The sequence below is a fragment of the Phycisphaerales bacterium genome, assembly GCA_020852515.1.
In the GTDB taxonomy this organism is placed as follows: domain Bacteria; phylum Planctomycetota; class Phycisphaerae; order Phycisphaerales; family UBA5793; genus UBA5793.
Genome location: JADZAS010000010.1, coordinates 15061 through 40328 on the forward strand (window position 1 = coordinate 15061; position 25268 = coordinate 40328).

Annotated in this window: 17 protein-coding genes; 3 read left to right on the plus strand and 14 right to left on the minus strand. The window is 63.4% G+C overall.

From position 1 onward, the window contains the following. Window positions 1–17: 17 nt before the first annotated feature. The 12 genes from IT430_04615 to IT430_04670 form a co-directional block, all read right to left on the minus strand. Entirely contained in the window at window positions 18–1583 is a 1566-nt protein-coding gene (locus tag IT430_04615) for an FG-GAP repeat protein (protein MCC6907203.1), read from the minus strand. Between the two features lie 355 nt (window positions 1584–1938). Then, a complete protein-coding gene (locus tag IT430_04620; GenBank protein MCC6907204.1) occupies window positions 1939–2874 on the minus strand; it encodes a hypothetical protein in 936 nt (311 codons plus the stop codon). A 237-nt stretch (window positions 2875–3111) separates the two neighbouring features. Beyond that, the gene (locus tag IT430_04625) at window positions 3112–4047 is read right to left on the minus strand and encodes a GNAT family N-acetyltransferase (protein MCC6907205.1); all 936 of its coding nucleotides are present in this window, start codon (window positions 4045–4047) and stop codon (window positions 3112–3114) included. After that, a complete protein-coding gene (locus IT430_04630) occupies window positions 4044–4361 on the minus strand; it encodes a hypothetical protein (protein ID MCC6907206.1) in 318 nt (105 codons plus the stop codon). Before IT430_04630 ends, IT430_04625 begins: the two co-directional genes overlap by 4 nt. After that, window positions 4339–4653: a hypothetical protein gene (locus tag IT430_04635; protein ID MCC6907207.1), complete on the minus strand. Its 315-nt coding sequence runs from the start codon at window positions 4651–4653 to the stop codon at window positions 4339–4341. Before IT430_04635 ends, IT430_04630 begins: the two co-directional genes overlap by 23 nt. A 162-nt stretch (window positions 4654–4815) precedes the next feature. After that, the gene (locus IT430_04640) at window positions 4816–5580 is read right to left on the minus strand and encodes a hypothetical protein (protein ID MCC6907208.1); all 765 of its coding nucleotides are present in this window, start codon (window positions 5578–5580) and stop codon (window positions 4816–4818) included. Between the two features lie 633 nt (window positions 5581–6213). Next, window positions 6214–8010 carry a DEAD/DEAH box helicase family protein gene (locus tag IT430_04645; protein ID MCC6907209.1) on the minus strand — a complete coding sequence of 599 codons (1797 nt, stop codon included), beginning with the start codon at window positions 8008–8010 and terminating at the stop codon, window positions 6214–6216. Between the two features lie 495 nt (window positions 8011–8505). Further along, a complete protein-coding gene (locus IT430_04650) occupies window positions 8506–11007 on the minus strand; it encodes a GIY-YIG nuclease family protein (GenBank protein MCC6907210.1) in 2502 nt (833 codons plus the stop codon). Beyond that, window positions 11008–12516: an Eco57I restriction-modification methylase domain-containing protein gene (locus IT430_04655; protein MCC6907211.1), complete on the minus strand. Its 1509-nt coding sequence runs from the start codon at window positions 12514–12516 to the stop codon at window positions 11008–11010. A gap of 494 nt (window positions 12517–13010) precedes the next feature. Beyond that, window positions 13011–13814: a hypothetical protein gene (locus IT430_04660; protein MCC6907212.1), complete on the minus strand. Its 804-nt coding sequence runs from the start codon at window positions 13812–13814 to the stop codon at window positions 13011–13013. A 96-nt stretch (window positions 13815–13910) separates the two neighbouring features. Continuing rightward, the gene (locus IT430_04665; protein MCC6907213.1) at window positions 13911–14861 is read right to left on the minus strand and encodes a fatty acid desaturase; all 951 of its coding nucleotides are present in this window, start codon (window positions 14859–14861) and stop codon (window positions 13911–13913) included. A 130-nt stretch (window positions 14862–14991) separates the two neighbouring features. Further along, window positions 14992–16392, minus strand: coding sequence for a redoxin domain-containing protein (locus IT430_04670; GenBank protein ID MCC6907214.1), 1401 nt, complete (start codon window positions 16390–16392; stop codon window positions 14992–14994). A 416-nt stretch (window positions 16393–16808) separates the two neighbouring features. Between IT430_04670 and IT430_04675 the strand changes: the two genes are divergently transcribed. Beyond that, entirely contained in the window at window positions 16809–17876 is a 1068-nt protein-coding gene (locus tag IT430_04675; GenBank protein MCC6907215.1) for a hypothetical protein, read from the plus strand. A 42-nt stretch (window positions 17877–17918) separates the two neighbouring features. Here IT430_04675 and IT430_04680 read toward each other — a convergent pair whose 3' ends face one another. Continuing rightward, window positions 17919–20207, minus strand: coding sequence for a PAS domain S-box protein (locus IT430_04680; GenBank protein ID MCC6907216.1), 2289 nt, complete (start codon window positions 20205–20207; stop codon window positions 17919–17921). 144 nt (window positions 20208–20351) lie between these two features. On the opposite strand from IT430_04680, the gene IT430_04685 reads away from it, so the two are divergent. Beyond that, entirely contained in the window at window positions 20352–21218 is an 867-nt protein-coding gene (locus IT430_04685) for a class I SAM-dependent methyltransferase (GenBank protein ID MCC6907217.1), read from the plus strand. Here IT430_04685 and IT430_04690 read toward each other — a convergent pair whose 3' ends face one another. Further along, window positions 21219–22400, minus strand: a complete 1182-nt coding sequence (locus IT430_04690) for a hypothetical protein (GenBank protein MCC6907218.1) — start codon at window positions 22398–22400, stop codon at window positions 21219–21221. Between the two features lie 161 nt (window positions 22401–22561). On the opposite strand from IT430_04690, the gene IT430_04695 reads away from it, so the two are divergent. Beyond that, the gene (locus IT430_04695) at window positions 22562–25264 is read left to right on the plus strand and encodes a GNAT family N-acetyltransferase (GenBank protein MCC6907219.1); all 2703 of its coding nucleotides are present in this window, start codon (window positions 22562–22564) and stop codon (window positions 25262–25264) included. Window positions 25265–25268: the final 4 nt, after the last annotated feature.

Consider the following 25268-nt stretch of genomic DNA (forward strand, 5'->3'; position numbering starts at 1 on the left):
GCCTTGCCCTCTGTGCGTCAGGGTTGCACCTGCCTCGCAATGACATTGGTCTTCTTCTCAAACTGGATCGCTTGGATCCAGACCAGTCTGCCCGCGGCGCCCGAGGGAATCGTCGTGGTCCAGCTCGCACGCCCGTTGGCGTCGGTGGTCTTGATCGCGCCGATCTGAACCGCGTTGCCGATCTCGATGGTGATCTGAAGCGGTGCGACGTACTGGCGGCGCAGGCCCTGAATCGTGTAACCCAGCGCAGCGCGCGTGAACGGGGCTGCATTTGAGATCGCAAACGTCGCTTGAGCACCGGCTCTCGGCGGATCGGGGGTTACCGAAAGCGTGAAGTGGACATCGTTAAACATGTAGGCAGCGCCCGTATTCTGGCCGTTGTCGCGTCGCGCGAAGGCCCCGACAATGGCGCGTGCGCCGTCCAGATCAACCGCGCTGCCGAACTCATCGAGCGCTGCACCATCAAAGGCGAAGAACAGAGCCGGCTGCGCAGTCCATGTTCCGCCAGACCTCGTGTAGACGTAGGCCGCGCCGCGGTCCGTTCCGTTCGCGTCACTTCCCCACGCGCCCACCAGAAGCGAATCTCCGACCACATCGACTCCCCCGCCGAATCGATCCCAGTGATGCGCACCGGCGCTCGCGTCGTACACCTTCTGTTCCAGCGGCCAGCTCGCATTGCCGCCACGGTACACGTAGACGGCGCCGCAGCGCACCGCGGCCGGCCAGTCATCGCTGGCGCCCACGGCGATCGTGTCGCCGTCGATGGCCACGTCCGAGCCGAACTTCGACTCTGCGGCGCCGTCGGCGGGAATGATCTTGGTCTGCTCAATCCACGCCCCGCCGAGTCGCTTGAACACGTACGCGGAACCAGAACTCAGTCCGTTGGGATCATCTCGCGGCAGACCGACCACGACGTAGTCGCCGCTGAGCGCCAACTCCTCGCCGAACCACTCGTTCGCGGACGGGTCATGGGCCCGAACCTCGGTCAGATACACCCACTGCTGCAACGAGTCCTCGTACTCGTAGATGTACACCGATCCTGCATCGTTGAACACGTCGGAGTCCATCCTGGCGCCGATGGCCATGTATCGCCCGTCAGCGTCAATCGAACACCCGAACGAATCGCCCTGCGCCGTGTCCGGCGGCACGATCTTCTGCACCTGGTTCCACGATTCGTTGAGCGGATTCCGTCTGAAGACATAGACCGCTCCGCCCGGCTCTTCGCTGATGGCCCCGACTAGGGCCATGTCGTTGTGCAGCTCCACGGCGTAGCCGAAGTAGGCAAACATCGTCGCGTCAGCGGCCTCGATCTTTTGCTCGAGTTGCCACAGCGCCCCCTCGCGCCGGAACATGTAGGCGGACCCCGAGTCGGTGCCGCCGACTCCATCGTCTCCGTACGCCCCGGCTATGGCCACGTCGCCCAGCACCGCTACCGCGTAGCCGAAGTCGTCGTACGCGCCGCCGTCTGGCGCGAGCAACTTGCTGTACTCGTAATGCTGCGCCAGCGCCCCGGTTGTCAGTGCTGCGGCGAGCGCCGCACACAACGTGAGAACCTGATGATCAATGTGTCGTTTGCACCGCATCGAATCCGCCCCTTTGCCCGCGTTCGGCTTGCGAGCCTCGCGTTTATGAGCAGGCTGCCTCGGGACGTTTTCACATATGCCATGGGACCGCTGCCTCGCCCCGAAGCGCCTGCTCTGTTGGGCGCCGCGCGCGATGCGCGGCGAGATTGGCTGCACGGTCCCCTGCACGATTCTGCCGCCAGCCCCAGCAGTCACGCACAGGGAAGCGGCCCTGCTTTGCATCGAAGCGCCAACCGTAGATACCAGCGCTTTGCGGGTGCTTCGGAGCCCGGCAGCGGGCGTTGAACAGAAAAGCACTCCCCGGCGCGGCGCCGGGGAGTGGGTGATTCACACAGCGAATCGTCGGTCCCGCAGATTACGGAATCTGCACCACGTTGCTCGGGTTGCAGCCGGAGATCTCGAGCATCTGCAGGTAGCCGCCGCATGCGCTCGTGCCGGCGTTGCCGTTGCGCTGCCCACTGCCGTTCGAGCCGGACGGGAACGTGTTCACGAGCCGGATGTTCTGATTGCCCAGCCCGAGTTGCGTGCCCTGGCACGGCCCGCCGGGAATCACGAACGAACCGGTGTTGCTCGCGAAGATCAACGCCAGCTGCCCGTTGGGCCGCGCATCGGACCAGCTGACGGTCACGGTGCCAGGGCAGGTGCCCGAAAGGCCCATGAAAAACCCGCCGGCGCCGACCTGGTCGTAGGTGAAGTTGTCAAAGTCGAAGCCGAAGAACCCGCCGTTGTTGCCCACGACGACGCGCGTGATGTCGCGCTGGTCGCTCACGAAGCCGTAGAAGCTGATCGAACTCGGATAGGGATGATTGAAGTGCTGCATCGGCCCCGAACTGAAGTAAATGTACACGTCAAAGTCATTCGAACCGAGCGATCCGAGGTCAAACCCGAACGCCCTCACTGCCCGCGGGCTGTTCGGGTCGGCGTTGTGGAAGTCAATCGTCACTTCGCGGTCTGACGGCTCGAACCCATCGAGGAACCCGCCGGTGTAGCCGCCGCCGGCGTCGATGTTGAAGAAGTTGCCCGTGCCGATCGGCGTCGAATACGTTACGCCCTCCTGAATCGTGCCGGGGAAGATCCCGATGCCCGGCAGGTTCGTCTCCGAGTTGAGAACACCCGTCGTGATCGGGAAGTGATACTGGGGCGTGAAATCCTCCAGCGTGAGCGGCCCGCCCGCGGCGTTCGTGAACGCATTGCGATCGGTGTACACCGTGATGACATCACCCAGAGCCGGCGCAATGGCGCCCACGCCCGCTGCGCACGCAGCTGCCAGACCAAGAATGAACTTCCGCATTGACATTCCCTCCTTCACACAAGCCCGGTTTGATTCTGGGGCCGCCAAACCCGACAGCCGCCACTTCACAACAGCCGCGCACGGCGTGGCTTGCTCCCTCCCGCGCGCGGCACCCGCATTGTACCAGATGATCCGGGGAGTCTGTCAAGGGTCAAACCACCCTGATCCAATCTTCACACCCACAAACCAGCGCCAGCAGGCCCGAATTCGCAGCAACACCCAACGCCGCCGACCGGCCTACGCCGCGCGCTCGACCTTCGCAGGCGTCCAGAGTTCCGTGCAGCCGCCCACCACGCGCCGCTGCGCCGGCTGCACAATCCCCTTGCCCGCTGGCGTCTGCCCCGCCCCCACCATCACCCGCGCCAGGTCGGTAAAGTTCGGAATGTCAAACGGCGCGACCGGCAGGTGCCGCGTCACACCCGCAATCACCACGCAGATATGCTTGCCGCCGCCGTATCGAAACGCCCGCTGCTGCTCTGCGAGCGACAGCCGCTTGCCTGCCGCGGCGGCGCGCGCTGGCCTTCGCCCGCTGCGCGCTCCCGCAGCCGGCTCGCCAGCCAGCGTGGGCAGCTCCACCTCCTGATATTCCTGCCCCGGCTCGAGTCCGAACACTTCGCGCTGCTCGCGCATGAGCCCGCCTTGCGTGCAGCGGGGGTAGCGCAGCTGCTCATGCCTGCCGCGCATCGTTCGGCCGACCCAGAAGATGTGCACGCGTCCCCGGCGCCGCGAGCCGTGCCGCGCCGCGATGGCCTCAAAGCCGCACGCGTTCCAGAACTCGTTCGCCTCAATATCCTGCGCGCACCACAGCCCGATCAGCCGGATCGTCGGCTCCATGTGATCGATGAAGTGCTGCACCAGCGCGGTGCCCACCAGCCGTCGGCGGGCATCGTACGACACCGCCGCCTGGTAGATGATCCCGAAGTGCGCATCGCGCAGGTAATGGCCCTTGCCCAGCAGATACGCAGCCGGCTCATCGTTCTCCAGCGCGATCGACACCCGGCCGCGCTCGATGTTGCTCTCCAGCGCCTGCGTGGGAAGAAACCCCACCTGGTTCGAAAACTTCTTCTGAAGATGATCAAGAAACTTCAGATCGCCCGGCTGCGCCGACCGGATGGTGATGCACTTGTGCTCACCATCCGGCAGACGCGCCAGTTGCTCGGCTGTGCGAATCATGTCGTCACCACCGGAAAGCCCGTGAATGCCTCGGCCGCCAGCCCCGAGCCCGCTGCGACCACATCAAACGGCGGCGGGCTGAACGTCACCGCAGTCACAGACGCCGGCGCAGCACTCAACGTGATCTGCACCACGCCTCCAACCACCGAAGCGCCCGTCACCGAAGCCGGGCCGCCCGTCGCCACCAGCCAGTTCGCCGTGTCCAGCACGCCGTCACTGAGCACCTGGTCGAAAACCATCTCCACCAGATTGGTCCCGCTCTGCCACGTCGCACTGCTCGGCTCAGGCGGATCAGGGAAAGGTCGGAATGGCATACGTACCAGCCGGGACGAAACCGCCCGCCGGTGTACGGATGCCAAAGTCACCCTCCTCTACCAAAAGACTGGTTCCCTGAACGTCGCCGGTGAACACGAGTTCAACGACGGTCGCGCTGATTTGCGAAATGCCCGAAACGGTCGCCGCCCCGGCTGCGCCCGCCCGCATCAACTGCGGCACCTGGCTCACAAGCACGCGCGGATTGAACGTGATGCGGATCGTGTCCGCCGCTTCGGCGGTGATCGCATTGATCGTGGCCGGCGCGTACATGCGCGGCACCGACGCGTCCATCGCCCGCCGATTGCGCACATACGTGCGACTGGTGGTCCTTGCTGTCATGGCTGAGTCTCCTGAAAAGCCTGTAAGGAATCAACACTTGTTGCAAACTCGGCCGCGATTGCGGCGCGCGGGGACTCGCCCCGCGCACTCCGCTTTCGCGCCGCTGCCCTCGATTTACGCTGCGATCTTCAGTTCGTCCTCGCCGCCGGCGGGCTGCCCGCCAGTCGGCACGAACATCTGCTGCTCGACCGGTCCGCCAAAGGCGATGCCCATCGCCACAGGCAGCGACCACGGCCCAACCAGGCCGCGCTGGGTGCGCCACCGCGCGAAGTACGTCGCGGTCTTGTTCGCATCGACCGGGTCGAACTCGTACAGAATCGGGTTCTTCGTGAACGCGCCCACGAACTTCGCATCATCCGGGTTCGCCGTCGCGCCCGTCGCGACGTACACATAGAGCTCGATCTGAATCGCGCCCGCTGGCTTGCGCCGGCTCGCCGGCGTGTTCTCATCGGCGTAACGAATCTGATGCGTGCCGCTGAACGCGCTGACGATGTTCAGCAGCGGCGCCGTCACCGGAGCCGGAATCGGCGTGGGCGTCGTGTCATCAACGTGGATGCCCAGCGCGAGCTTGTCATCGTTGGACACCGCGACGTTGCTCTTGATCATCATCGCGTACACGCGGCAGGAAGCCGTCGCCGAGGCCTTGAGCGCATCCTTCTGAGCGATCGAATTGGGCGTGCGCGTCGAGTTCGACTGCACGGTCTGATACGCCGCTGCATACTGCGTGTTGAGGTTGCTGATGATGACCGCGTCCGAAGCGTCCAGGCCATACTTGCCCGGATCGGCGGCGATCAGCGTCGAAAACGTGTTGAGCCAGTCCTTGAATCCCGCATCGGTTGAGGGGATGTAGGAGCCGCTCTGGTTGTATGCCTTGGTCATGGCATGATCTCCAGTGCCCCCAGCCGGCGCGCGAAAACCACGCAGCCGCCCGAAGGCGGTTCAAAGGAAACAGTTCTGCGGCTATGGTCAGTTTCCCACGAACCCGCGATCCCCGAGGGGGGACACGACATCGAAAGGCCCTGGCCGGACCGCGACAATACGAAGCGTTTCTCCCCACTCCGCATCACCGTCATGCCTCAAATCGGCGGCGAGCTCGGCAGTCTTGATACAGGCGGGGAAAAAAAGTTCAACTTATCGCTTCGGCCTCAAGAACGACCGCGATCCAGCCTCATTCGCGCGTTTGCTGCGGGGAAACAGGCAAACCGCACCGTGGTCGGCAATCGCCGAAAAAAGCCATCGCGCGGCGAGAGATTCAGCAGAGTGAAGCCCGGAAGAGAGAGCGGCCGTGCGGATCACAGGCCAGACTATGCAAATTCAGCCGCCAAGGCTTGGAGCTTGGAAATGTCCGCCTTGATCGTCGCGAGCGCGCAAGCAGCGCAGTAATGGTCAGGAGAGCGCCCGTTCCATACCTTGAGCCGCTTATCGCCTCGGGCCAGCCGATGCTTCCTGTTGTGCTGGCAATCGTGCGCTCTAATCGCTACGTCAACCGCGCATCGCTGAACCAGCGACTTCCTAGCCATCGAACACCTCCTTTTCCGCTGCGGAAACGATCGCCCCAAACTGCTCCTTGATCCCATCCAACTCTTGTCGGCTGAACTCATGGCGCTCCCCCTTGCCATGACCCAGCACCTCGTACACGCGTCGATTAATCGCGGTGATCAGAACTTGGAAGTTCGTGCGGCCAAGCCGCTTCTTATCCAAGTCATGCCCTTCATGATTGACATTCCGCTCCCCAAGAATTCGGCCAACCTCGTTACGTATTCGAGCATCAAGTGCAACTCTTGCCGCCTGGCGCTCGCGAACTCGAGTTGTGGGAACGGGCTGAAGAAGCGCATCGCGCGCTTGGTCCGCTGTCACGCCATGCTCGCGCAAGGTTTCGAAAGCCTGCTTAACATCATCTCTCTCGAGAAGCGGAATCTCTTGAAGTCGCACCGCGCTTTGCGAGCGAACCTCCAGATCCCCCGCTGCTGTTCGCACGCGCGGCGTCAGATGGAGTTCACTGGCGTTTGAGAAATCGAGAGACTCCACCGGAAGGAGTTCGCTAAAGTACTCTTGATCCGCGTCACTGTACTCGCGAAAATCATCCCACCGACTTGCGATGTTGCTTCCTGCGTGAAAAACGACCGTCCCCTGATTCAAGGCATGCCCCGGGGAGCCCTGCTGGATCACGCGCATAATCCGGCCCACGAACTGAATGAACGGAGAGAGGTTCGCGAAAATACTGAACACCGCTGCGACCGAGAGGTACGGATGATCAAAGCCCTCACCGAGTTTCCGCACTTGCACAATGACGTCCAGACCGTGATTGTCCAGTTTGTCGAACACTCGGTCGTTTGCTGCACTGTCCGCTCGGCTGTGAACATAGTCCGCCCGCTGCCCTCTCGCGCGGTAGGCCTCAACTACCTGAATGCAGTGCTCGTAGTTCAGGGCAGACGCGATGATCTTCAGTTGTTTCTCACCGGTGGACGCACGAAGCCGCTGCAATTCGCGAATCGATGCGTCTACGATTGTGTTCAGAGTTTCCGTTGAGGTCACGATGCTGCGGCGAAAATCGGCTTCCTGCTCGCCGAGCCGCCGCACCTCATCGAGTGCCACCTCGATCTCTTGACCATCTTCGCGTCGCACGTATCTCAGGCTCGCCGGATTCAGAACCAGCGCCTTCAGCCGCTTGCAGTAGCCCGCCTCGATCGCATCCGCTACAGGGTACGAGTAGATGATATCTCCGGCCATTCGCTGGCCGTCCGCCCGAAGCGGTGTTGCGCTGTAGTTGATGATCCGCGCGCGTGGAAAGTGATCCTTGAGGTTCGCCCACGTCTCCGCAACGCTGTGGTGTCCCTCGTCAAAGATGATCAGGTCGAAGTAATCGGATCGCAGCTTTCCCAACCACCGGTTGTCCGGTCCTTGCAATTGGTGGATGTTTGTGATGACAACGTGGGCTTCGTCCAGGTCACCGGTATTCGTCTTCGTTCCTCGAATCTCGACCGGTTCGGGATAGGGTGCCCCATCCAGCACTGCACACTTGATGTAGAACATCTCCGGCCGTGTGGGGTCGAAGTCATCGTGCAGCTGCTTGGCGATGCGGGTACCCGGCGCGACGACAAGAGTACGTTTCGACTCGAAGGCGAATGGCGCCAGGGTGATGCAACCGGACTTGCCGCAGCCGACTGGCAGCACGATGCCAAGCTCACGCCGCGTATCGCCGGTTGCTTTGACTTCGACGAGTTTGTTGTGCGCGGCGCGCTGGGGATCGCGGATCAACGCGTTCCCTTCGATCTTGGGCTGGCGAGTCTGAAATGGGTTGTCGGGCATAGCGTCACCTCGTTCTGTTCCGAATCGCGATCCCGTAAGGATACTGTTCGGGACAGCCCCAGGCAAGGGGGTCGGCGGACGAGATAGACACGCGAACCGCCCTCAGGAGCTCAATAAAGCCGTCGGACCTCGCGAAGCGGCCCGCAGTCGCGCGTTTGACTCGGTCTCACGGCCGAAATGAGCCGTTGTTTTGCGCGGATGGGGGGTTGCGCTGTATGTTTGCCGGTTTGGGTCATATGAATCCCCGGTTCCCTCGTATGCGGCGGCGCTTGGCCCGCCTGAGTCCCGGCCTGGCCCGTATGAATCCCCGCCTGCCCCCTGCGCGCCAGCGCGTGGCGCATCCAAGGGAACGCCCCCGCGATCAGCCCCAACCGGGCAAACATACGGCGCAACACTTCAACTCTCCGAGCCATGGGGTCAATCCATACGATCAGCGCGTGCATTCTCGCGCGTCGTGGGCGATCGGTCGGCGGTGACCCGCTTCCGACGCCGAGATTACTCCGACACGACCCGCTCGAACGTCTCTCGAAAATCCTCTTCCGTAAGTTCGGTATCCCACAGCCCCAGTTCCAGCGGGCGGTGTCGCTCCACTCCCATGTACCGCAGGCTCGCATCCTCGTACCGGCGGAACTTCCACACCGCGTCGTTCATCAGTTGGCTGTTGAACACGCCAAGTGTCACGAGCCGGTCAAAGTCCGCCGTGGTCAGGCCCGTCACTCTCTGGAAGAGTCGAGGCTCGATCTTCGTGATGACATCCTTCAATCGCTGCTCGCGATAATCGGTGAGGTACATGAACACGGGGACCCGAGCGGCAAACTTCAGAAGCTTCTCCTGCACCTGCTTTCGCAGGCTCTTGCGCTCCTTTTCTGCTTCGGTCAGTTCCTTCTTCTCCTTGGCCGACAAGTCATCACCGTCTGCAACCTTACGCTTGGCGTCCTTGATCTGCTCTGAGCGGTTGATGATCGTCTCCAGATCAGCGTTGAGATTACGGAAGCCCTCGATGTTCATCAGCGCCTTGAGTATTTCCTCATCTTCCATGAGCCGGCCGAGGGTCGCATCATCCACGTTCACCAGAAGAACGCTCTCCCAGCGCTTGGCCAGCAGCGTGGCGCTCGTGCCAGCCGTCGCGAGGTCGAGAATCGCTTCCGCGTCGAGTTGCCGCATCGCGCTGCCGTCATATGCGAGAACGGGCAGGAACCCGACCAACTCCGCCACGCGCTGCTCAGGCGTGGCATCATCCGTCGCCAGCCGCGAGCCGTAATCCGCGATCTGCCGCAGCGCGCGGTTCGGGGCGAAATCGAAGACGTAGCATTCCGGCTTGACGACGATCTCATCGCCGTTCTCTCCGGGTACGATCCACGGCGACTGCACGCGAAACGCACTTTGAAAGTACGTTTCCGGGCTGGAGCACTTGCGCAGCATCAGCATCCCCGTCCACGGCCGCACTGTGACTCCCGTCGTCAGCTTGCCGCAGGAGAGCGTGATGGTTCTCGTCGCCAGCGGTTCGCCCATCGCCTCCAGCACGGGCGGCAGCGCTTCGGCTCCGATTCCCGCCTGCGCTCCCGCCGCCACGACCACCTTGAAATCGTGATAGAACGTGTTCTGCCGCGCTTCGAGTAGATTGGCCATCGCATGACACGACGCCACGCTCGGCAGGAACCAGAAGGTGTGGTTCAGCACGCCCATCAGGCGCGCATCGGAGAACGGCAGCGGCGGCTTTTCCCGCCCAAGTTTCAAATCCTCAACCGTTGTCCCGCGGTACGCCCCGCGAATCAGGTCCAGCCACTTCTGAACTTCGTCCTCATGCTCGAATTTTGCCTGGGCTCTGTCCCCGTCTGCACGAAAGAACTCGTTCAGGTCGAACTCGTTGAACTCGCCCATCTCCGCAACCTGCCGAATGTCATCCGGAAGCGTATAGGTCATCAGGACCAGCCTCGGCAGCGCGGCGTAAGGATTCGGTCCCGGCCCCTGCCAGTCGCGCTTGGCGCGCTGTTCATCGCTGTAGGTCCAGTTGTAAATCTGCTCCTCGATGAACTCGCCTGATGCCAGCGCCCGGAACGGCGTTCCCGACAGGTACAGATAGTGCCCCGTCGTGATCGGCAAAATGTCTTCGTCAAACGCCTGCTCGTCTTTGGTCACTTCGGCCGTCACTTCGCCGGAATCTTCCTCATCCGCGCCGAAAAGTCCCTTGGCGTTCTCTCGCCATGCGCCGTAGTGGTACTCATCCAGAATCACGCAATCCCAATTGGTTTCGTGGACCCATTCATTGCGCGGCTTGATCGCCCCCGCTGGCGTGCGCTGAAGGAAATCCTGAAAGCTCCCAAAGCACACGATCGGCCTCTTCTTGTTGGCCTTCTGGTATGTCAGTTCTCCATCGCGCGTGATAAACTGCCAACCCTCGAAATCGATGTGCCGCTCAAGGTCTTCCGCCCAGGCGTGCTTGACCGCTGGCTTGAACGTCAGCACCAGGACCTTCTTCCACCCCATGCGCTTCGCAAGCTGATACGCGGCAAAGGTCTTACCGAAGCGCATTTTTGCGTTCCAGAGAAAGTGCGGCGTATGCCCCTTCTGCTCGGTGGCGGCGCGGGTGAAATAGTCGGCCGTCATTGCGACGGCCTGCTCCTGCTCCGGCCGCAGGCAAAAACTCAGCGTGCGGTCTTCGACGTTCGCCCGCCGCTCGCGCACAGCCAGAATCGCCGCCTGGACATCATTGATCGTGCAGCGGAACCATTCGTGCGACGGGTTGGGAATGCCACGCGCTCGCAAGTGACGGTGAACATCGCGGTCGGTGAAGCTCGATCCATCCGGCCTCATGGCCGGCTCGATCAATTTGATGTCGTACCCGGTGAATCCGCCGGGAAACTGCTGCGCTATGCGCCCCGCCGCGCTCTGCTCGGTGTAGCCGACCTTCAGTAAGCCCGCATGATCGGGGTGCGTGCTGGCAAAGGCGTAGATCGTCGGAGTCGCGCCAGGACGGGGCGGGAAAAAGTCGGCCATTTACTCGCTCCCCCATGGCCGAATGGTGTTCTCAATGTGCGCCACCTCATCCGCATCCAACCGTAGTTCGCCGTAAAGTTCCTCATCAGTCCATGCCTTTGTCGCCGGAAGGAGGGGGACAAACGCAAAGCGGTCCTTGGTGATGTTCTGCGTGAATAGGGAAGCCGCCACAAGATATCTCACGGTTTTGGTGGTCAGGTAGGCGATAATGTTGCTGGCTTGCCGCTCGTTCGGGTACGGTCCAATGACCAAGTAGCTTTCGGTACAGACCATGCCCGGTCCCGCAGGAAGAATGCGCGCAAATACCTTGCGCAGTCCGGCAACGTCCGCTTGTCCGCCGTGGTCGGACGACGCCTTCGACACAAACACCTTCCATGTATCGATCAAGTCGTGACCATCGGGCACCTCGCTCTTCGGAAATAAGCCAATTCCGTTGCTCGATACTAGAGTCAACCCTCCCGCATTCCGTGGCCTCACCTTCGAGTCGAGTCCGAACGGTTTCCTCGATGAAACACACTCTGAGAGATTTCGCTCCGACGCACAGCGTTTGGCCTTTCGGACGATCGAAAGCGTTGTTGAGTGTCTAACGAGAGTATCAAGCTCGTTCAGCGGTCTTACTGCGACATCGCGATGTGCGCCGTGGATATTTGTGAAGCTACAGGGGCCGTGGTAGCCACGGTCCCAAAGGAAGTAGTTCACTCCGCCGGCAATATCGACTCCCGGAAAGCAATCGCGCGAATCCGAATAATCGATGATGTATCGGATACGGTCGTCCGCGAGCATTTGTTGACGAAAGTCATCGAGACCCTTTCCCCCCGTAAACCAACGCGACGGTACAATCATTGCTAGAAGCCGCGGTGATAGCTTCTTGGCCTGCTCGATAAACAGATGATATATGGGACGGGCGCTTGAACCGGTACCGCCCCCGTCATTCAACTGATAAGGGGGGTTTCCAATAATGACGTCGAATTGCACCTCGAAGAGCTCCTGTGGATTGATGCCATGGATGAATGGATACGCATACGCCTCGCGCGCCTCGCCTCGCTCGTACCCCCCCTTGCTTGCGCCGCAGTCCTCGCACCGGCCGTTGTTGCTCCACCGATGCTTCGTGCGGGGCAGGCGAATATTGCCCTCGAATGTAGTGAATTTGGTGGCAATGGAATATCTCCCATCGGCCTTCTTTGAACAGTAGACGCTCCGCCGGCTGATCGCGCTGGTGAGTTCACTGGTGGCCAGCCCGAAGACCTGCTTCGTGAGGATGTGGTCCACGCGCTTCTGCTCGTCAGGCATCTGGTCGCGCAGGCCATCATTCAACCGGCGGGCGATTTCGCGCAGAAATACGCCGCTCTTGCAGACCGGATCGAGGAACGTCGTTTCGCCCGACCTGAACAAGTCCTGCGGCAGCATGTCAAGCATCGCGCTCGCGAGCTTGGGCGGCGTGAAAACCTCGTCCGCCGACAGGTTCGCCAAGCACGTAAGGATGTCTGGGTTATGCATTGCTGTATTCATGGGACTTCTGCGCCAGTCATCGCAACTATAAATGCCGGACGGTTCTGTCTATAGGCCTAAGCCGCGGTCGAAATCAGGTATATTAGCATTGGGAACGCTTGCCCTAACCGTGGTCCGATCCTGCGTGGCACCCACTACAAATCCGTGATTAGCCAGCACGTCTTCGACGAACTCATTGCAGTTCACGCGCCACACGATGTTATTGCCTCTACCCCTCGTGTAATCCAAGTCGGCTCGTAGAGCAACGGGCGGATCGACGTGAAAGTGGATGCGACCTTCGGGTCCCCACGCGCCTTGCTCATCGTTGGGTTCCCAGACTATCGAGGTGCTACCGTCATTCTTGCACAGGAATCCAAGAAACTCGTAGTAGTCGTTCGCATTGGAGAACCGCATCTGTCCATTCGTGCCGAAACTGCGCTGATACATCTGCTTGCGCCTTTCAGGTTGGTGACTAAGTGACGATATCGAGGTTGTGCGCCGCTGGAACTCACGCCTCAGCCATTCCCCTCGCAATTGCCTAGATTGAGATAATGAATGAGCGGCGGCGTGTCCAGTGCACGCGGTTTGAAGACAGGCTTGCCCGCTTCACAGAAGAGCGGCTCGACATCCTGCTCGAAAAGGGCGGGCGCTGCGCCCGGCAGCGGCGGCGTCAATTCGCGGAACTCGTATCGGTGGCGTTTGAACATGCCGCCGCCCATGAGCGACCATTCAGTGAACACCAGCGGCCGGGCCGGGAGGACCTTGTCCCCTACCGTGGTCATCTTGAGCGCATCACCCTGCACAATGTTGCAGCGGACAATGTGCCGCGCCGCTGTCAGGCATTCGGGCTTGATCTGGTTGCCGTAGCGCTTTGTGTAGTGCTCCGCAAACAGGGAGTAGAGGCGGTCGCGGCAGTCGTTGACGTTGTCGTGGAGCAGTTCAATACCGTAGAGGCACGCGAGGCCCAGCAGCGCATTTGGCTCCCATCGGGTTTGGGGCTTGTGCTTTCGATCAACGGCCGCCAATCGTCGACGCAATACCTCGGCCAGGAAATTCCCGGTCCCGCAGGCGGGTTCGAGGAAGCGTGAATCGACCCGTTCGCACTCGTGTGCGACTCCCGGCAGATTCAGCATGTCATTCACAAGCCCCGGCGGGGTATAGACCTCACCATGGTCGATGACGCGCTTGCGAGACTTCACATGATTGTCCACCAGTATCTGGGACGCCATGGCTGTGTCAGAGCCTTCAAATATGCCGCTGAAAACGAGCGGCCGACCGTGATTCGGAAAACTCAGGACACAGTAGTGCGCCCTTTCCACGATCCTCGGCCGGGCTTACTTGGGCGAGAGTCCCAAAGAGCCAAGCCATACCCGTCAGGTTACTGTCAGGCTGGGGCCAAGGCAACCGGCGCGCCGTCAGCTCGCCGTCGCCTGCCCGGCCGGGCGGCGCTTACGGATGTGGCGGGGTGGGAGGACTCGGGTGGCCAGGCCGAGGAGTTCGAGGGCTTTGATCTCGTAGTAGGAAACGTCGATCTCCCACCAGCGGTGCTGGTTCGAGGCGCTCGCCGGGTCGTGGTGGTGGTTGTTGTGCCAACCTTCGCCCACCGTCAGCAGCGCCACGAGCCAGTTGTTGCGGCTCTCTTCGCCCGTGTCGTAGCTGCGGTAGCCGAACATGTGCGAAAGCGAGTTGACCGACCAGGTGATGTGCCACACGACCACCGTCCGCACCAGCACGCCCCACACGAGCAGGCTCAGGGCCATCTGCAGCGCAGCCGTCAGCCGATCGGCCTCCGGCCCTGCGAGCAGCGCGCCCGCGGCCATGCCCGCGAGCATGAACAGAGCCGCGTGGGCGGAGTAGATCCAGAACACGAGCATCGGGTTCTTCTCGAGCCTGAGGTAGAACGGATCGCGGATGAGATCGGGCACGCTCGCCTGGTAGGCTGAGAGGGTGTGGATGCCGGTGTTGCGCAGCATGAGCCAGCCGACGTGCGACCAGAAGAAGTGCACGAGCGGGCTGTGGGGATCGGGTTCGGTGTCAGAGTGTTTGTGATGGTGCCGATGGTTCGCCACCCACCGCGCCGGAGTATCCTGCAGGCAGCACAACGCAAGCACCACGAACGCATTTTCCACCCAGCGCGGCGCCACGAAGCTGCGGTGCGTGAGCAGACGGTGGTAGCCGATGTTGATCCCCTGGCCGAAGACGTGCACGCCGAGGATCATCACGATCACGCCGGTCCAACTGAACAACCACGGCACAAGCGCCGCGAGCGCGAGGCAGTGAATGAGCACGATGGGAATGGCGTAGACCCAGAGGATCTCACCGGCCACCGTGGCAGGTCGGGACAGGTGACCAGATGTTTGGTTCACTGGCGATTGTAGTTCGTGCGCCCCCTACGGCCGCGCCCCAATCGCGAATTCACAGCGAGGATTACGGTTCTTTCATTTACAACGATTTGCTGCGGAAGGGCATGCCGCTGAAGTCGCACATCCGCAGCGGTCAGTCGCGGTATTTCGCGTGGCAGTCTTTGCAGGATGCGTTGAGGCGCTGGAACAGCTCGGAGAGTCGTGCTGGGTCGGGTCGGCCGGCGGCGAGGAAGTCTTCGATCTGCCCGGCGATGATCTGATCGGCGCTGAGACGATCGGCAAAGTCGGCCCCCTCGCGGCTGGCGCGATCGCCGGCGGCGAGGAAGCGCAGCAGATCGGCCAGGCGGCCGGCCTCGGCCACCGGCACGAGATCCGGGTGATCGGCCGGGGTGGTCCAGCCGGCCTTCTCGATCGCCTTGAGATGCTCGTTGATCTCATCCATCTCGACCATGCCTTTGACAAAGCCTTGTGGCCGCTGGACCTCGGGAAAGTCAGCCGGCACGGCGTCGATGCGCGAGGGATCGATGACGGCGGCCTGGGCAGCGCAGGCGTAGAGGCCCTTGTACTCGGGTGAAGTGCCCGAGATGTGCATGCGCTGCACGGCGGCTTCGGCAGGCAGCCAGCCGAGGCTCACGGCGACCGCGGCGGCGGCGCCGGCGCTGCGGTGCTGGCCGTGGTGGCAGTGGATGTACACCGGGCCGTGGGCGATGGCATCGCGCGTCGCGCGGACGAGTTCGAGCTGGCGCTGCTCGTCGAAGCCGTTGTAGCCGATGGGCAGGTGGATGTAGCGCAGGCCGTATTGGCGGGCGAGCGCGACATCGGGCGCTGCGCCATCGACGCTGATGATGGTGGCCACGCCCATGGCCGCGAGCGAAGCAAAGCCCTGCTCACCCTCGGGCGCGCTGCCGGAGATGAAATGATCGTGGTAGGCGACCATGTTGTGCAGGCCGGGGTGCTCGCGGACCGCGGCGTCGGCAAGGGTCGGCTCGGCGAGGGCGGGCTCAGTCAGGCGAGGCAACGCGCCGATCTTTTCTGGATCCTCCTCTTTCGCGGGCTTGAGCTTGTCCGGCTTGACCAGGGCGAGCTGGGCCTCGATATCTTCGATGAGCATCTCCGGCGTGGACTTGCTGCGGTAGTGCTTGACGACCTGGCCGTCGGGGCCGAGGAGGAACTTTTCGAAGTTCCAGTTGATCTCGCCGAGGCTGGCGGGGGTTTGCTCTTTGTCCGTGAGTCGCTTGTAAAGCGGGCAGATGTCTTCGCCCTTGACGGAGACCTTTGAGAACAGCTGGAAGTGCACATCATACTTGTCGGTGCAGAACTGTTTGATGTCTTCGTCGCTGCCGGGTTCCTGGTTGCGGAAGTTGTTGGCCGGGAAGCCGAGGATGACCAGGCCCTTCTTGTGGAAGCGCTGGTGGAGTTGCTCGAGGCCTTCGTACTGCGGCGTGTAGCCGCACTTGCTGGCGACGTTGACCATGAGCACGACCTTGCCTTCGTATTGTGCGAGGTCGATCTCCTTGCCGTCGATGTCCTTCATCTTGAAGTTGAGCGCCGCCGGGACGTCGGTCGCTTCCACCGGAGGCTGAGCCTCGCCGGCGTCCTGGCGGGGAAAGGACGAGGTGGCGGCCGCAAGCAGCGCGGCGACGGATACGACGATTCGCTTCATCATGATTTACTCCAGAACAACGGAAAGACGGCTCCCGGGCGTCGCCGGATCATAGCGTCACACAAACTCACAACCGCGCGCCAAGGCATGCACACCCTTGTCCAACGCACCGGCCTATGGTCAATGCGCCCATGGCGGAGCACAGGATGAAGCGGGGATTGCCGGTTTGGTTTGCAGTTGGCATGGTCTCCCTATGCGGCCTCCGCGCCGCCGGGCCGGGCGAGGCGAGCAACATCTCCCTCGAGGCACTCGAATCGCGGCTGTCTCGTGCGGTGACGATGGAGGGGATGCTCCATGGCCATGGCGATCTCGATGACCAGGTCCGCTACCTCCGCGACATCGGGGCGCGATTCGCGGGTCGCACGCTCTACCTCTGGGGCAACGAACACAATCTCGGAGCGCTCCTCGCCTCGGCGCGGCCTGCGGCGGCCAAGGTCCACGCCGCACTGCCGGATCTGATTCTCCAAGCAGCCGAGTTCGAGATAGTGACCACGCGCGTTGACGAAGTTGCGATCCCGGCCCGCGCGTTCGTTGCGTTCGGTCTGCCATTCGAGGAGCGGCGGTTCTCCTATGCGGCCATGCTCTATGAAGATGGGTCCTTCAAGGATCACTGGGGAAAGGGCGCTTCCGTACCCGACATGAGTCGCGTCGAAACGCAACTCTGGTTCTATACGCTGGGGATGAACTACGTCGACCTGGGCATCGAGGCGATTCACTTCGGCCAGGTGAGCTTGATGGATCGCCGCGATCCGGGCCATGCCCACTGGCGCGCCGTGCTCGATCGCGTGCGAGCATATGCCCGGCTGCATGCGCGGCGAGGCTTCGTGCTCATCGACGCCCACGTGCCCACCGGCGGCATCGTCGACGATGGCCGATTGCTCTTCGACTTTCACTCATTCCCCATGCGAATCGACGAAGTGGCGGATCGTCCGCACGAGGGAGTACTGAAGGTCGGCTACCGCGATAGCCTGTACGGCCGCAGCAAAGGGGGCATCACGCCCAGCGGCTGGGAGTGCGAGCATCTGCCCTACCTCGTTGAATTGGATAACTCCGGCCGCAGCGGTCGCGAAGGACAGAACATCGGCGGCTCCTGGATCTGGGGCTACGACGAGATCACGTGGTTCGCCCACCAGAGCGACCCACACCGCGCCGACTGGCTGCGCTATGCGTGGAAGTGGGTGCGCGAGCATGATTCTGCCGGCTTTGTGCAGATGCCCGGCAGCCGAACGATCGCCGTGCCTGTCGGCGAGAAGAAGTGGTACTGGGCGATGAATCCCAGCCCGGCCTGCCCCGATGGTTTCGGCGACGAGGATGTCATCAAGGCGATCTGGGCAGAAGAAACCTCGCATCGCTGAGACGGCATGGCCATGCCAACCGCATCGATTCACTCCGCACGGTCACGCCGGTGACTCTGCATCGAGCACCTCGCGCACCTTGACGAGCAGCGTGTCGGTCATGAACGGCTTGGAGAGAAAGACGGATGAGCCCGCCTCGATGCCGTGGTGCGCGATGGTTTCGTCGGTGTAGCCGGACATGAAGATGACGCGCAGGCCCGGACGTTCGGCGGTGAGTTTTTCAGCCAGCGTCACGCCGCTCATCTCGGGCATGACCACGTCGGTGACGAGCAGATCGATCGGCTGGGGGTGCGCCGCGGCCAGGCGCAGGGCTTCGAGGCCGGTTTCAGCAAGCAGGACGTGATAGCCGGCGTCGCGCAACGCTTCGACGGCCAGGTCGCGCACCATCGCGTTGTCTTCGACGAGCATGATGGTTTCGATGCCGCCGCGCGGCGCTTCGGAATGCACATCCGCCGGCGCGGGCTCGGCTGATGGATCGACCTGCCGCTTGAGGAAGACCTTGACGCTCGTGCCCCGGCCGGGCTCGCTGTAGACGGCGATGTGTCCGCCGCACTGTTCGACGATGCCGTGACACGTCGCCAGGCCCAGCCCCGTTCCCTTGCCCGGCGGCTTGGTGGTGAAGAACGGCTCGAAGAGGCGGCTGAGCACCTCGGGCGTCATTCCCGTGCCCGTGTCCGTGACCGCGAGCATGACGTGCGGGCCGGGAGTGGCGCCGACTCGGTTGCGGCAGTACGCCTCGTCGAGGCGGATGTTGCCGACTTCGATCGTCAGCGATCCGCCCTGGGGCATGGCGTCGCGCGAGTTGAGCGCCAGGTTCATCACGACCTGCTCGAGTTGCGAACCGTCGGCGAGCACCTTGCCCGCGTCGGCCGCGACGATGGTTCGCAGTCTGATATCTTCGCCGATGAGCCGCTGGAGCATGGGCTCGATCCCGGTGACGACATCGCCCGGCGCCAGCAGCGTCGGTTTGACGACCTGCTTGCGCGCGAAGATGAGCAGTTGGCGGGTGAGCGATGCGGCGCGTTCGGCGGCCTGCTTGACGTGTTCGAGTGGCGCGCGCGCCGGGTGACCGGCTTCGAGTTTGCGCGTCGCCAGCGTGAGGTAGTTGAAGATGCCCATGAGCAGGTTGTTGAAGTCGTGCGCCACGCCCCCGGCGAGCCGGCCGATGCCTTCCATCTTCTGCGATTGGAGCAACTGGCTCTCAAGGCGGCGCTTCTCCGAGATGTCGCGGAGGATGACGGTGTAGAAGCGCCGGCCGTCCGAGACGGCGTGGGAGATCGATGCTTCGATCGGAAACTCCTCGCCGTTGGCGTGCAGCCCGCTGAGCGTGCCCAGCCGGCCCATTTCGCGGTTCGTCGCGCCGGTCCGGCCGAAGGCGCGGACGTGCTCGGCGTGCGCGCTGCGGAAGCGCTGCGGGATGAAGCGATCGAGGGGAGAGCCCATCGCATCCGCGACGGAAACACCGAACACCTTGGACGCCGCCTGATTGAACATGACGACGCGCTGCTCGTCATCGACGGTGATGATCGCGTCCATCGCCGACTCGATGATGGAAAGCAGGCGCTGGTAGTCGGTGCGCACCGCGGGATGCGCGGCCGCGTGCCCGGTGAGATCGCGCGTGCGGAGCAGAAAGCCCTTGAGCAGTCCACCGCCATCGCGCAGCCCCGAGAGAAGCGTGTGCGCCTCGAAGCGCGTGCCGTCGGAGCGGGCTCGCCAGCCGGTGTGCTCGAACGTTCCATCAGCGGTAGCTCGCTCGAGCGCCCGCCGCGGCAGATTCGCAGCCCGATCCTGCCCGCTGAAGAGGACCGCGCACGGCCGGCCGATGATTTCGCTCGCGTGAAAGCCGGTGATGCGTTCGGCGTCGGCGTTCCACGTTGTAATTCGGCCTGACAGATCGAGCGTGCACAGCGCCGAGTTCTGCATGGCTTGCGCGATTTCGCGGTAGCGCGATTCGCTCTCCTTGAGCAGCGCTTCAACGCGGCGGCGATCGGTGATGTCGAGCACGACGACCGAAGCCCCACCCTGCTCATCGCGCCGCCCCGACGCGATGAGCCGAAACCAGCGGCCGCCCGACGAGCCGCCGCACGCGATGTCGATGGTGAACTCGTTGGTTTGCCCGTCGAGCACGCTCACGAGGCCGCTGGACGCCCGGCCGCTCGACGACACCTGGTCGAGCACTGCGGGAAAGATCGTCCCCACGGCCGTCAGCAGTTCGTGACGACCTACCGCCTCCGACCACGCCTCATTGGCGGCGAGGATGCGACCCTGCCTGTCGAGCAAGGCGCAAGGAGTCGGGAACGGTTCGCCGTGATCGTTGTGCGTGTCGCTCATGCGTTCGCGTGCTCCATCATCGCGCCCGAAGGCTGCATCCATCCGCCCGGTCCAGGCGCTGGAAGGATAGTCGGACCCACGCGGCGTAAGAAGCGCGGACCAGTGGCGCCGCGGCGTGTAACATTTCGTTGACAGGGGTAAGTCATGGCCCACTCGCAGCCCTTTTTCGCGGAGGTCCAGGCCCACTACGACCTGTCCAACGACTTCTTCGCCCTGTTCCTCGATCCATCCATGACCTACTCGTGCGCCTACTTTGCGCGCCCGGGAATGAACCTTGAACAGGCGCAGTTGGCCAAACTCGACCTTGCCCTGAACAAGTGCGATCTGCATCCGGGCATGCGCCTGCTCGACGTCGGCTGCGGGTGGGGCTCGTGCGCGCGGCGCGCCGCGGATCGATTCGACATCGAAGTGATCGGCCTGACGCTCAGCCGCAATCAACTCGCCTCCGCCCGGTCGCAGCAATGCGCCGGGACGGGACGATTGCCCGGGCGCATCGACTTTCGCCTGCAGGGCTGGGAGGAGTTCGAGGAGCCGGTCGATCGCATCATCTCCATCGGCGCGTTCGAGCATTTCCGGCGCGAGAGGCACGCGGCCTTCTTCGAGCGATGCCGCGACATTCTGCCCGGCGACGGCCGCATGCTGCTCCACTGCATCGTCGAGGTGGAGCGCGGGCATTGGCGCGAGCCGCGGCGCCACACGCGCGAAGATACCGCTTTTGCCCGCTTCATCCGCCGCGAGATCTTTCCCGGCGCGCAGTTGTGCACGGCGGCGGCGGTCATCGGCGGCGCCCAGCGCGCGGGCTTTCGCGTCACGCGCGTGCAATCGCTGCAGATGCACTACGCCAGGACGCTCGATTTCTGGTCGGCGAACCTGCGAGCCGCGCGCGAGCACGCCATCGGCGTCACCAGCGAGCGAACGTACAACACCTATGACCGTTATCTCTCCGGGTGCGGCCGGTACTTCCGCATCGGCCGGATGGATGTCGTGCAGTTCACCTGCGAGTGCGCCTGATCAGGGCTGCACTTTGACCAGCGACACGACGAGGTCGAACGCGTCGCGGAACGCCGCCGGTCCGCCCTCCCGTGCGTTCCGCCAGCTCCAGCCCAGGTCATGGTTCTCGCCTTCATAGATGTGCAGCGTCAGGTTCTCTCGATCCGCGTCGCGCAGCGCCTGCTCGGCTTCGTGCACGCCTTCGACCCGGCATGTGCCATCCAGCGTGCCGTGGAAGATGTGCAGCGGCACATCGAGCGGCTGGAGATTTTTCCAGTTCGGGTCCGCGTCCCACCATTCGAGCAGGTAGGCGGAGGAGAGATTCATGAGTTGCGTCCACAGCACGTCGTCGTTGCGATCTTCAACGGCTTTGAGAAGGATCTGCAGGCGCGGCCTGTTTATCAGCTCCAGATCCTCGGCCGTGAGTTGGCCGCTCTGATCCGCGTCAAGCGGATCGAAAGGCAGGATGCGCGCCAGCGACGCGTTGGCCGCGATCGCCTCGTCGTACTCCGCTCGAGACAGTTCGCCGTCGCGGGCGGCGGCGATGAGATTCTGCACGTTGCGCCAAGGTCCGATGCTCGACTGCCAGACGACGGTGTCGCGCGCGTTGTCGGCGGCGTAGCCGAGCATTACCACCCCCACCACTCCCTGCGGCTCGCGCCGCGCCAGCAGCGGCCCCAGGCGGGTGCCTTCGCTCGACCCCATCAGCACGATGCGCGAGGCGTCGATGTCATCGCGCTGCGCGAGCAGGCGCAGCGCCGCGGCGTAGTCATCGAGCAGCACACTCATCGTCGCCTTCGAAAACACTTCGCGCTCGATCTGCATCCACTGTGGCGGCCCGACGGCCTTGCAGCCGCGCTTGCTCATGCGAAAGAACGCCACGCCTCGCTGCGCGAGTTGCTCGGCGAAGAAGTCGAGGTAGCGGCCCACCTGCACCTGTCCGGCTTCGTCGCGATAGCCGAAGGGATTGTCGTAAGTGCGCGGCCCGGCGCCATGCAGATAAAAGACCACCGGTGCGCGACCGTCGCGTTTCGGCAGAGAGAGTTTGGCTTCAAGATCAGCGCCGTCCGCGGCCTTGAAGGCGATGACCTCGTCCGTCCAGGCCGGGCCGGCCGGCTCGGCCGGCTCCTGAGCCAGCGCCAGCCGCAACGGTGAAATGCACAGTCCCGCCAGGCACGCCACGATCAGAGGGGCGCTTCGCATCAGTCCATTCCTCCATAGGGTTTTGTCCCACGGGGCAGTTCACCTAAACTGCCGTTGGTCGCGCGATTTCGGATATTCTACTCTGCTTATGTGGGTACAGTCATACATAAGCGCGCTGGTACCCTTTGAGCCAGCAAGCGCCGCTGAAGAAAGGCCGTGTCGTGACTCTCGAGACTGCTCCATCTCCGAATCTTGAAGATGCTCGCCAGCGCTACGCCTTCGACGCCGTCCTGCGCGACGGCTCGGTGGTGCGACTCCGCCCGATCGAAGGAGACGATCGGCCGGCGCTGGATGAGTTCATCGAATCGCTGCCCGGCGAGAGTGTCGAGCCTCGCTTGCTGCAATTGCACGTCGCCGACGAAGCGCTGCTTGACAGCCTCATGGATGTCGACTACGCCGACCGCTTTACGCTCGTGGCCGAGTCGCAGGGGCGGCTCATCGGCGTAGGCCACTATCGGCGCGATCCCGGCCAGCCCGAGGAAGCGCAGATGGCCTTTGTCATCAACGAATCCGCCCAGGGCAAGGGGCTGGGAACGGCCCTGCTCGACCGCCTCGCCGAAGTCGCCCGCGCGCAGCACATCCGCTCGATCGTCGGCGACGTCCTCATTCAGAACCAGCGCATGCTCAAGATGCTCGCCGCGTCGGGCTTTGAAGTGGTCAGCCGGCTCGCGGGCGGGATGATGCGCGTGCGCCTCGACCTGCAGCCCACACCCGTCTACGAGCAGCGGCTGCACGAGCGGCAGGCGCAGTCGGCCGTCGCGTCGGTGCGCATCTTCATCGAGCCGCGCAGCGTCGCGGTCATCGGCGCCAGCCGCGACCCAGGCAAGATCGGCTCGGTGGTACTGCACAATCTGCTGCGCATCGGCTACACCGGCCGGTTGTACCCGATCAATCCGCAGGCCACGGAGATCGAGTCGGTGCCCGCGTATCCCCGGCTCATTGACGTACCTGAGCCCATCGATCTCGCCGTGATTGCCGTTCCCATCGCCCACGTGGACGCCGTCGTGGATGATTGCATCGCCAAGGGTGTGCGCGGCATCCTGCTGCTCACCGCCGGCTACTCGGAGACGGGAGCAGAAGGGCGATTGCGCGAGCGCAAACTGGTGCGCAAACTGCGCACCGCGGGCATCCGCCTCATCGGGCCCAACTGCTTTGGCGTGATCAACACCGATCCCAAGGTCCGGCTTAACACGTCCTTCTCGCCGATCCAGCCTCAGCCCGGCCACGTGGGTCTGCTCACGCAGAGCGGCGCGCTGGGCCAGGCAATTCTCGATTACGCGCGCGGACTCAATCTCGGCCTGTCCAACTTCGTTTCAGTAGGCAACAAGGCCGACGTCTCGGGCAATGACCTGCTGCAGTACTGGCTGCATGACGAGCGCACCAGCGTGATTCTGCTCTACCTCGAGAGTTTCGGCAACCCGCGCAAGTTCAGCCGCATCGCCCGCCAGGTCGCGCGCGTCAAGCCGATCGTCTGCGTCAAGTCCGGCCGCTCGCTGGCCGGGGCGCGGGCGGCCAGTTCACACACCGGTTCGCTCGCCGGAAGCGACCGTGCCGCCGATGCGCTCTTTCGCCAGTGCGGCGTCATCCGCACCAACACGCTCGAAGAACTCTTCGACATCGCCACGCTGCTGGCGCACCAGCCGCTGCCGGCCGGGCCGCGCGTCGCGATACTGACCAACGCCGGCGGGCCGGCCATCATGGCGGCCGACGCGTGCGAAGCCGCGGGGCTCGAACTGCCCACACTTGACGACCGGACGGTGCAGACGCTGCGCTCGTTCCTGCCGCCGGCCGCGAGCGTGGCCAATCCGGTTGACATGATCGCCAGCGCCGACGCCGAGCAATACGGCAAGGCGATGAAGGCGCTGCTCGATGATCCGCACGTGGACAGCGTCATCGTGCTGTTCGTGCCGCTGCACGTCGGTTCGCCCGATCGCGTCGCCCGCGCCATTCGCGACGCGGTCCCGCCTTCGTGCGCCAAGCCGGTGCTCGCCACCTTCCTCAGCGCCCAGGGCATGCCGCCCTCGCTGTCGGGCATTCCGAGTTATCGCTTCCCTGAGGGCGCTGTGACCGCGCTTGCACGCGCACTCAAGTTTGCGCGCTGGCGCGACCGGCCCGCAGGCGAAGTGCTCGAAGTCGGCGACCTCAATCAGCCGGCCCTTCGCGCGGTGATCCAGGCGGCGCACGAGCGCGGCGGAGGCTGGCTCAGCCCGGGCGAGGTGACGACGCTACTCGAGGCGGCGAAGATCCCCATTGCCCGCTCCGTCACCGCGCCAGACCTCGACGCCGCTCTCGCAGCAGCGCAGGCGATCGGCTATCCCGTCGTGCTCAAGGCCATCGGACCGAAGATTCTGCACAAGACCGAAGTCGGCGGCGTCAAACTCAATCTCGCCGACTCAGAAGCGCTGCACCGGGCGCACGCCGATCTGGCCGCGCGACTTGGCTCGCAGATGACGGCCGTGCTCGTTCAGCAGAGCATTCCCAAGGGAATCGAAATCCTCATCGGCGCCACGCTCGACGAAACCTTCGGCCACACCATCGCCTACGGCCTCGGTGGAACGCTCGTCGATCTTCTCCAGGATGTCGCGCTCAGGCTCACGCCGGTCACGGACAACGACATTACCGACATGCTCGAAGAGGTGCGCGGCACGAAGTTGCTCCGCGGCTGGCGCGGCGCTCCACCTGCCGACGAGCACGCCGTCCGCGACATCCTCGCTCGCCTCTCCACGGTGCTCGAATGCTGCCCCGAAATCGAAGAGGTGGACTTCAACCCGACAATCGTCAGCGAGCGCGGCGCGGTGGTCGTCGATGCCCGCGTGCGCATCGGCTCGGGCGAACTCCGCCGCGGCGCCAGGCCGGTCTACTGAGCGA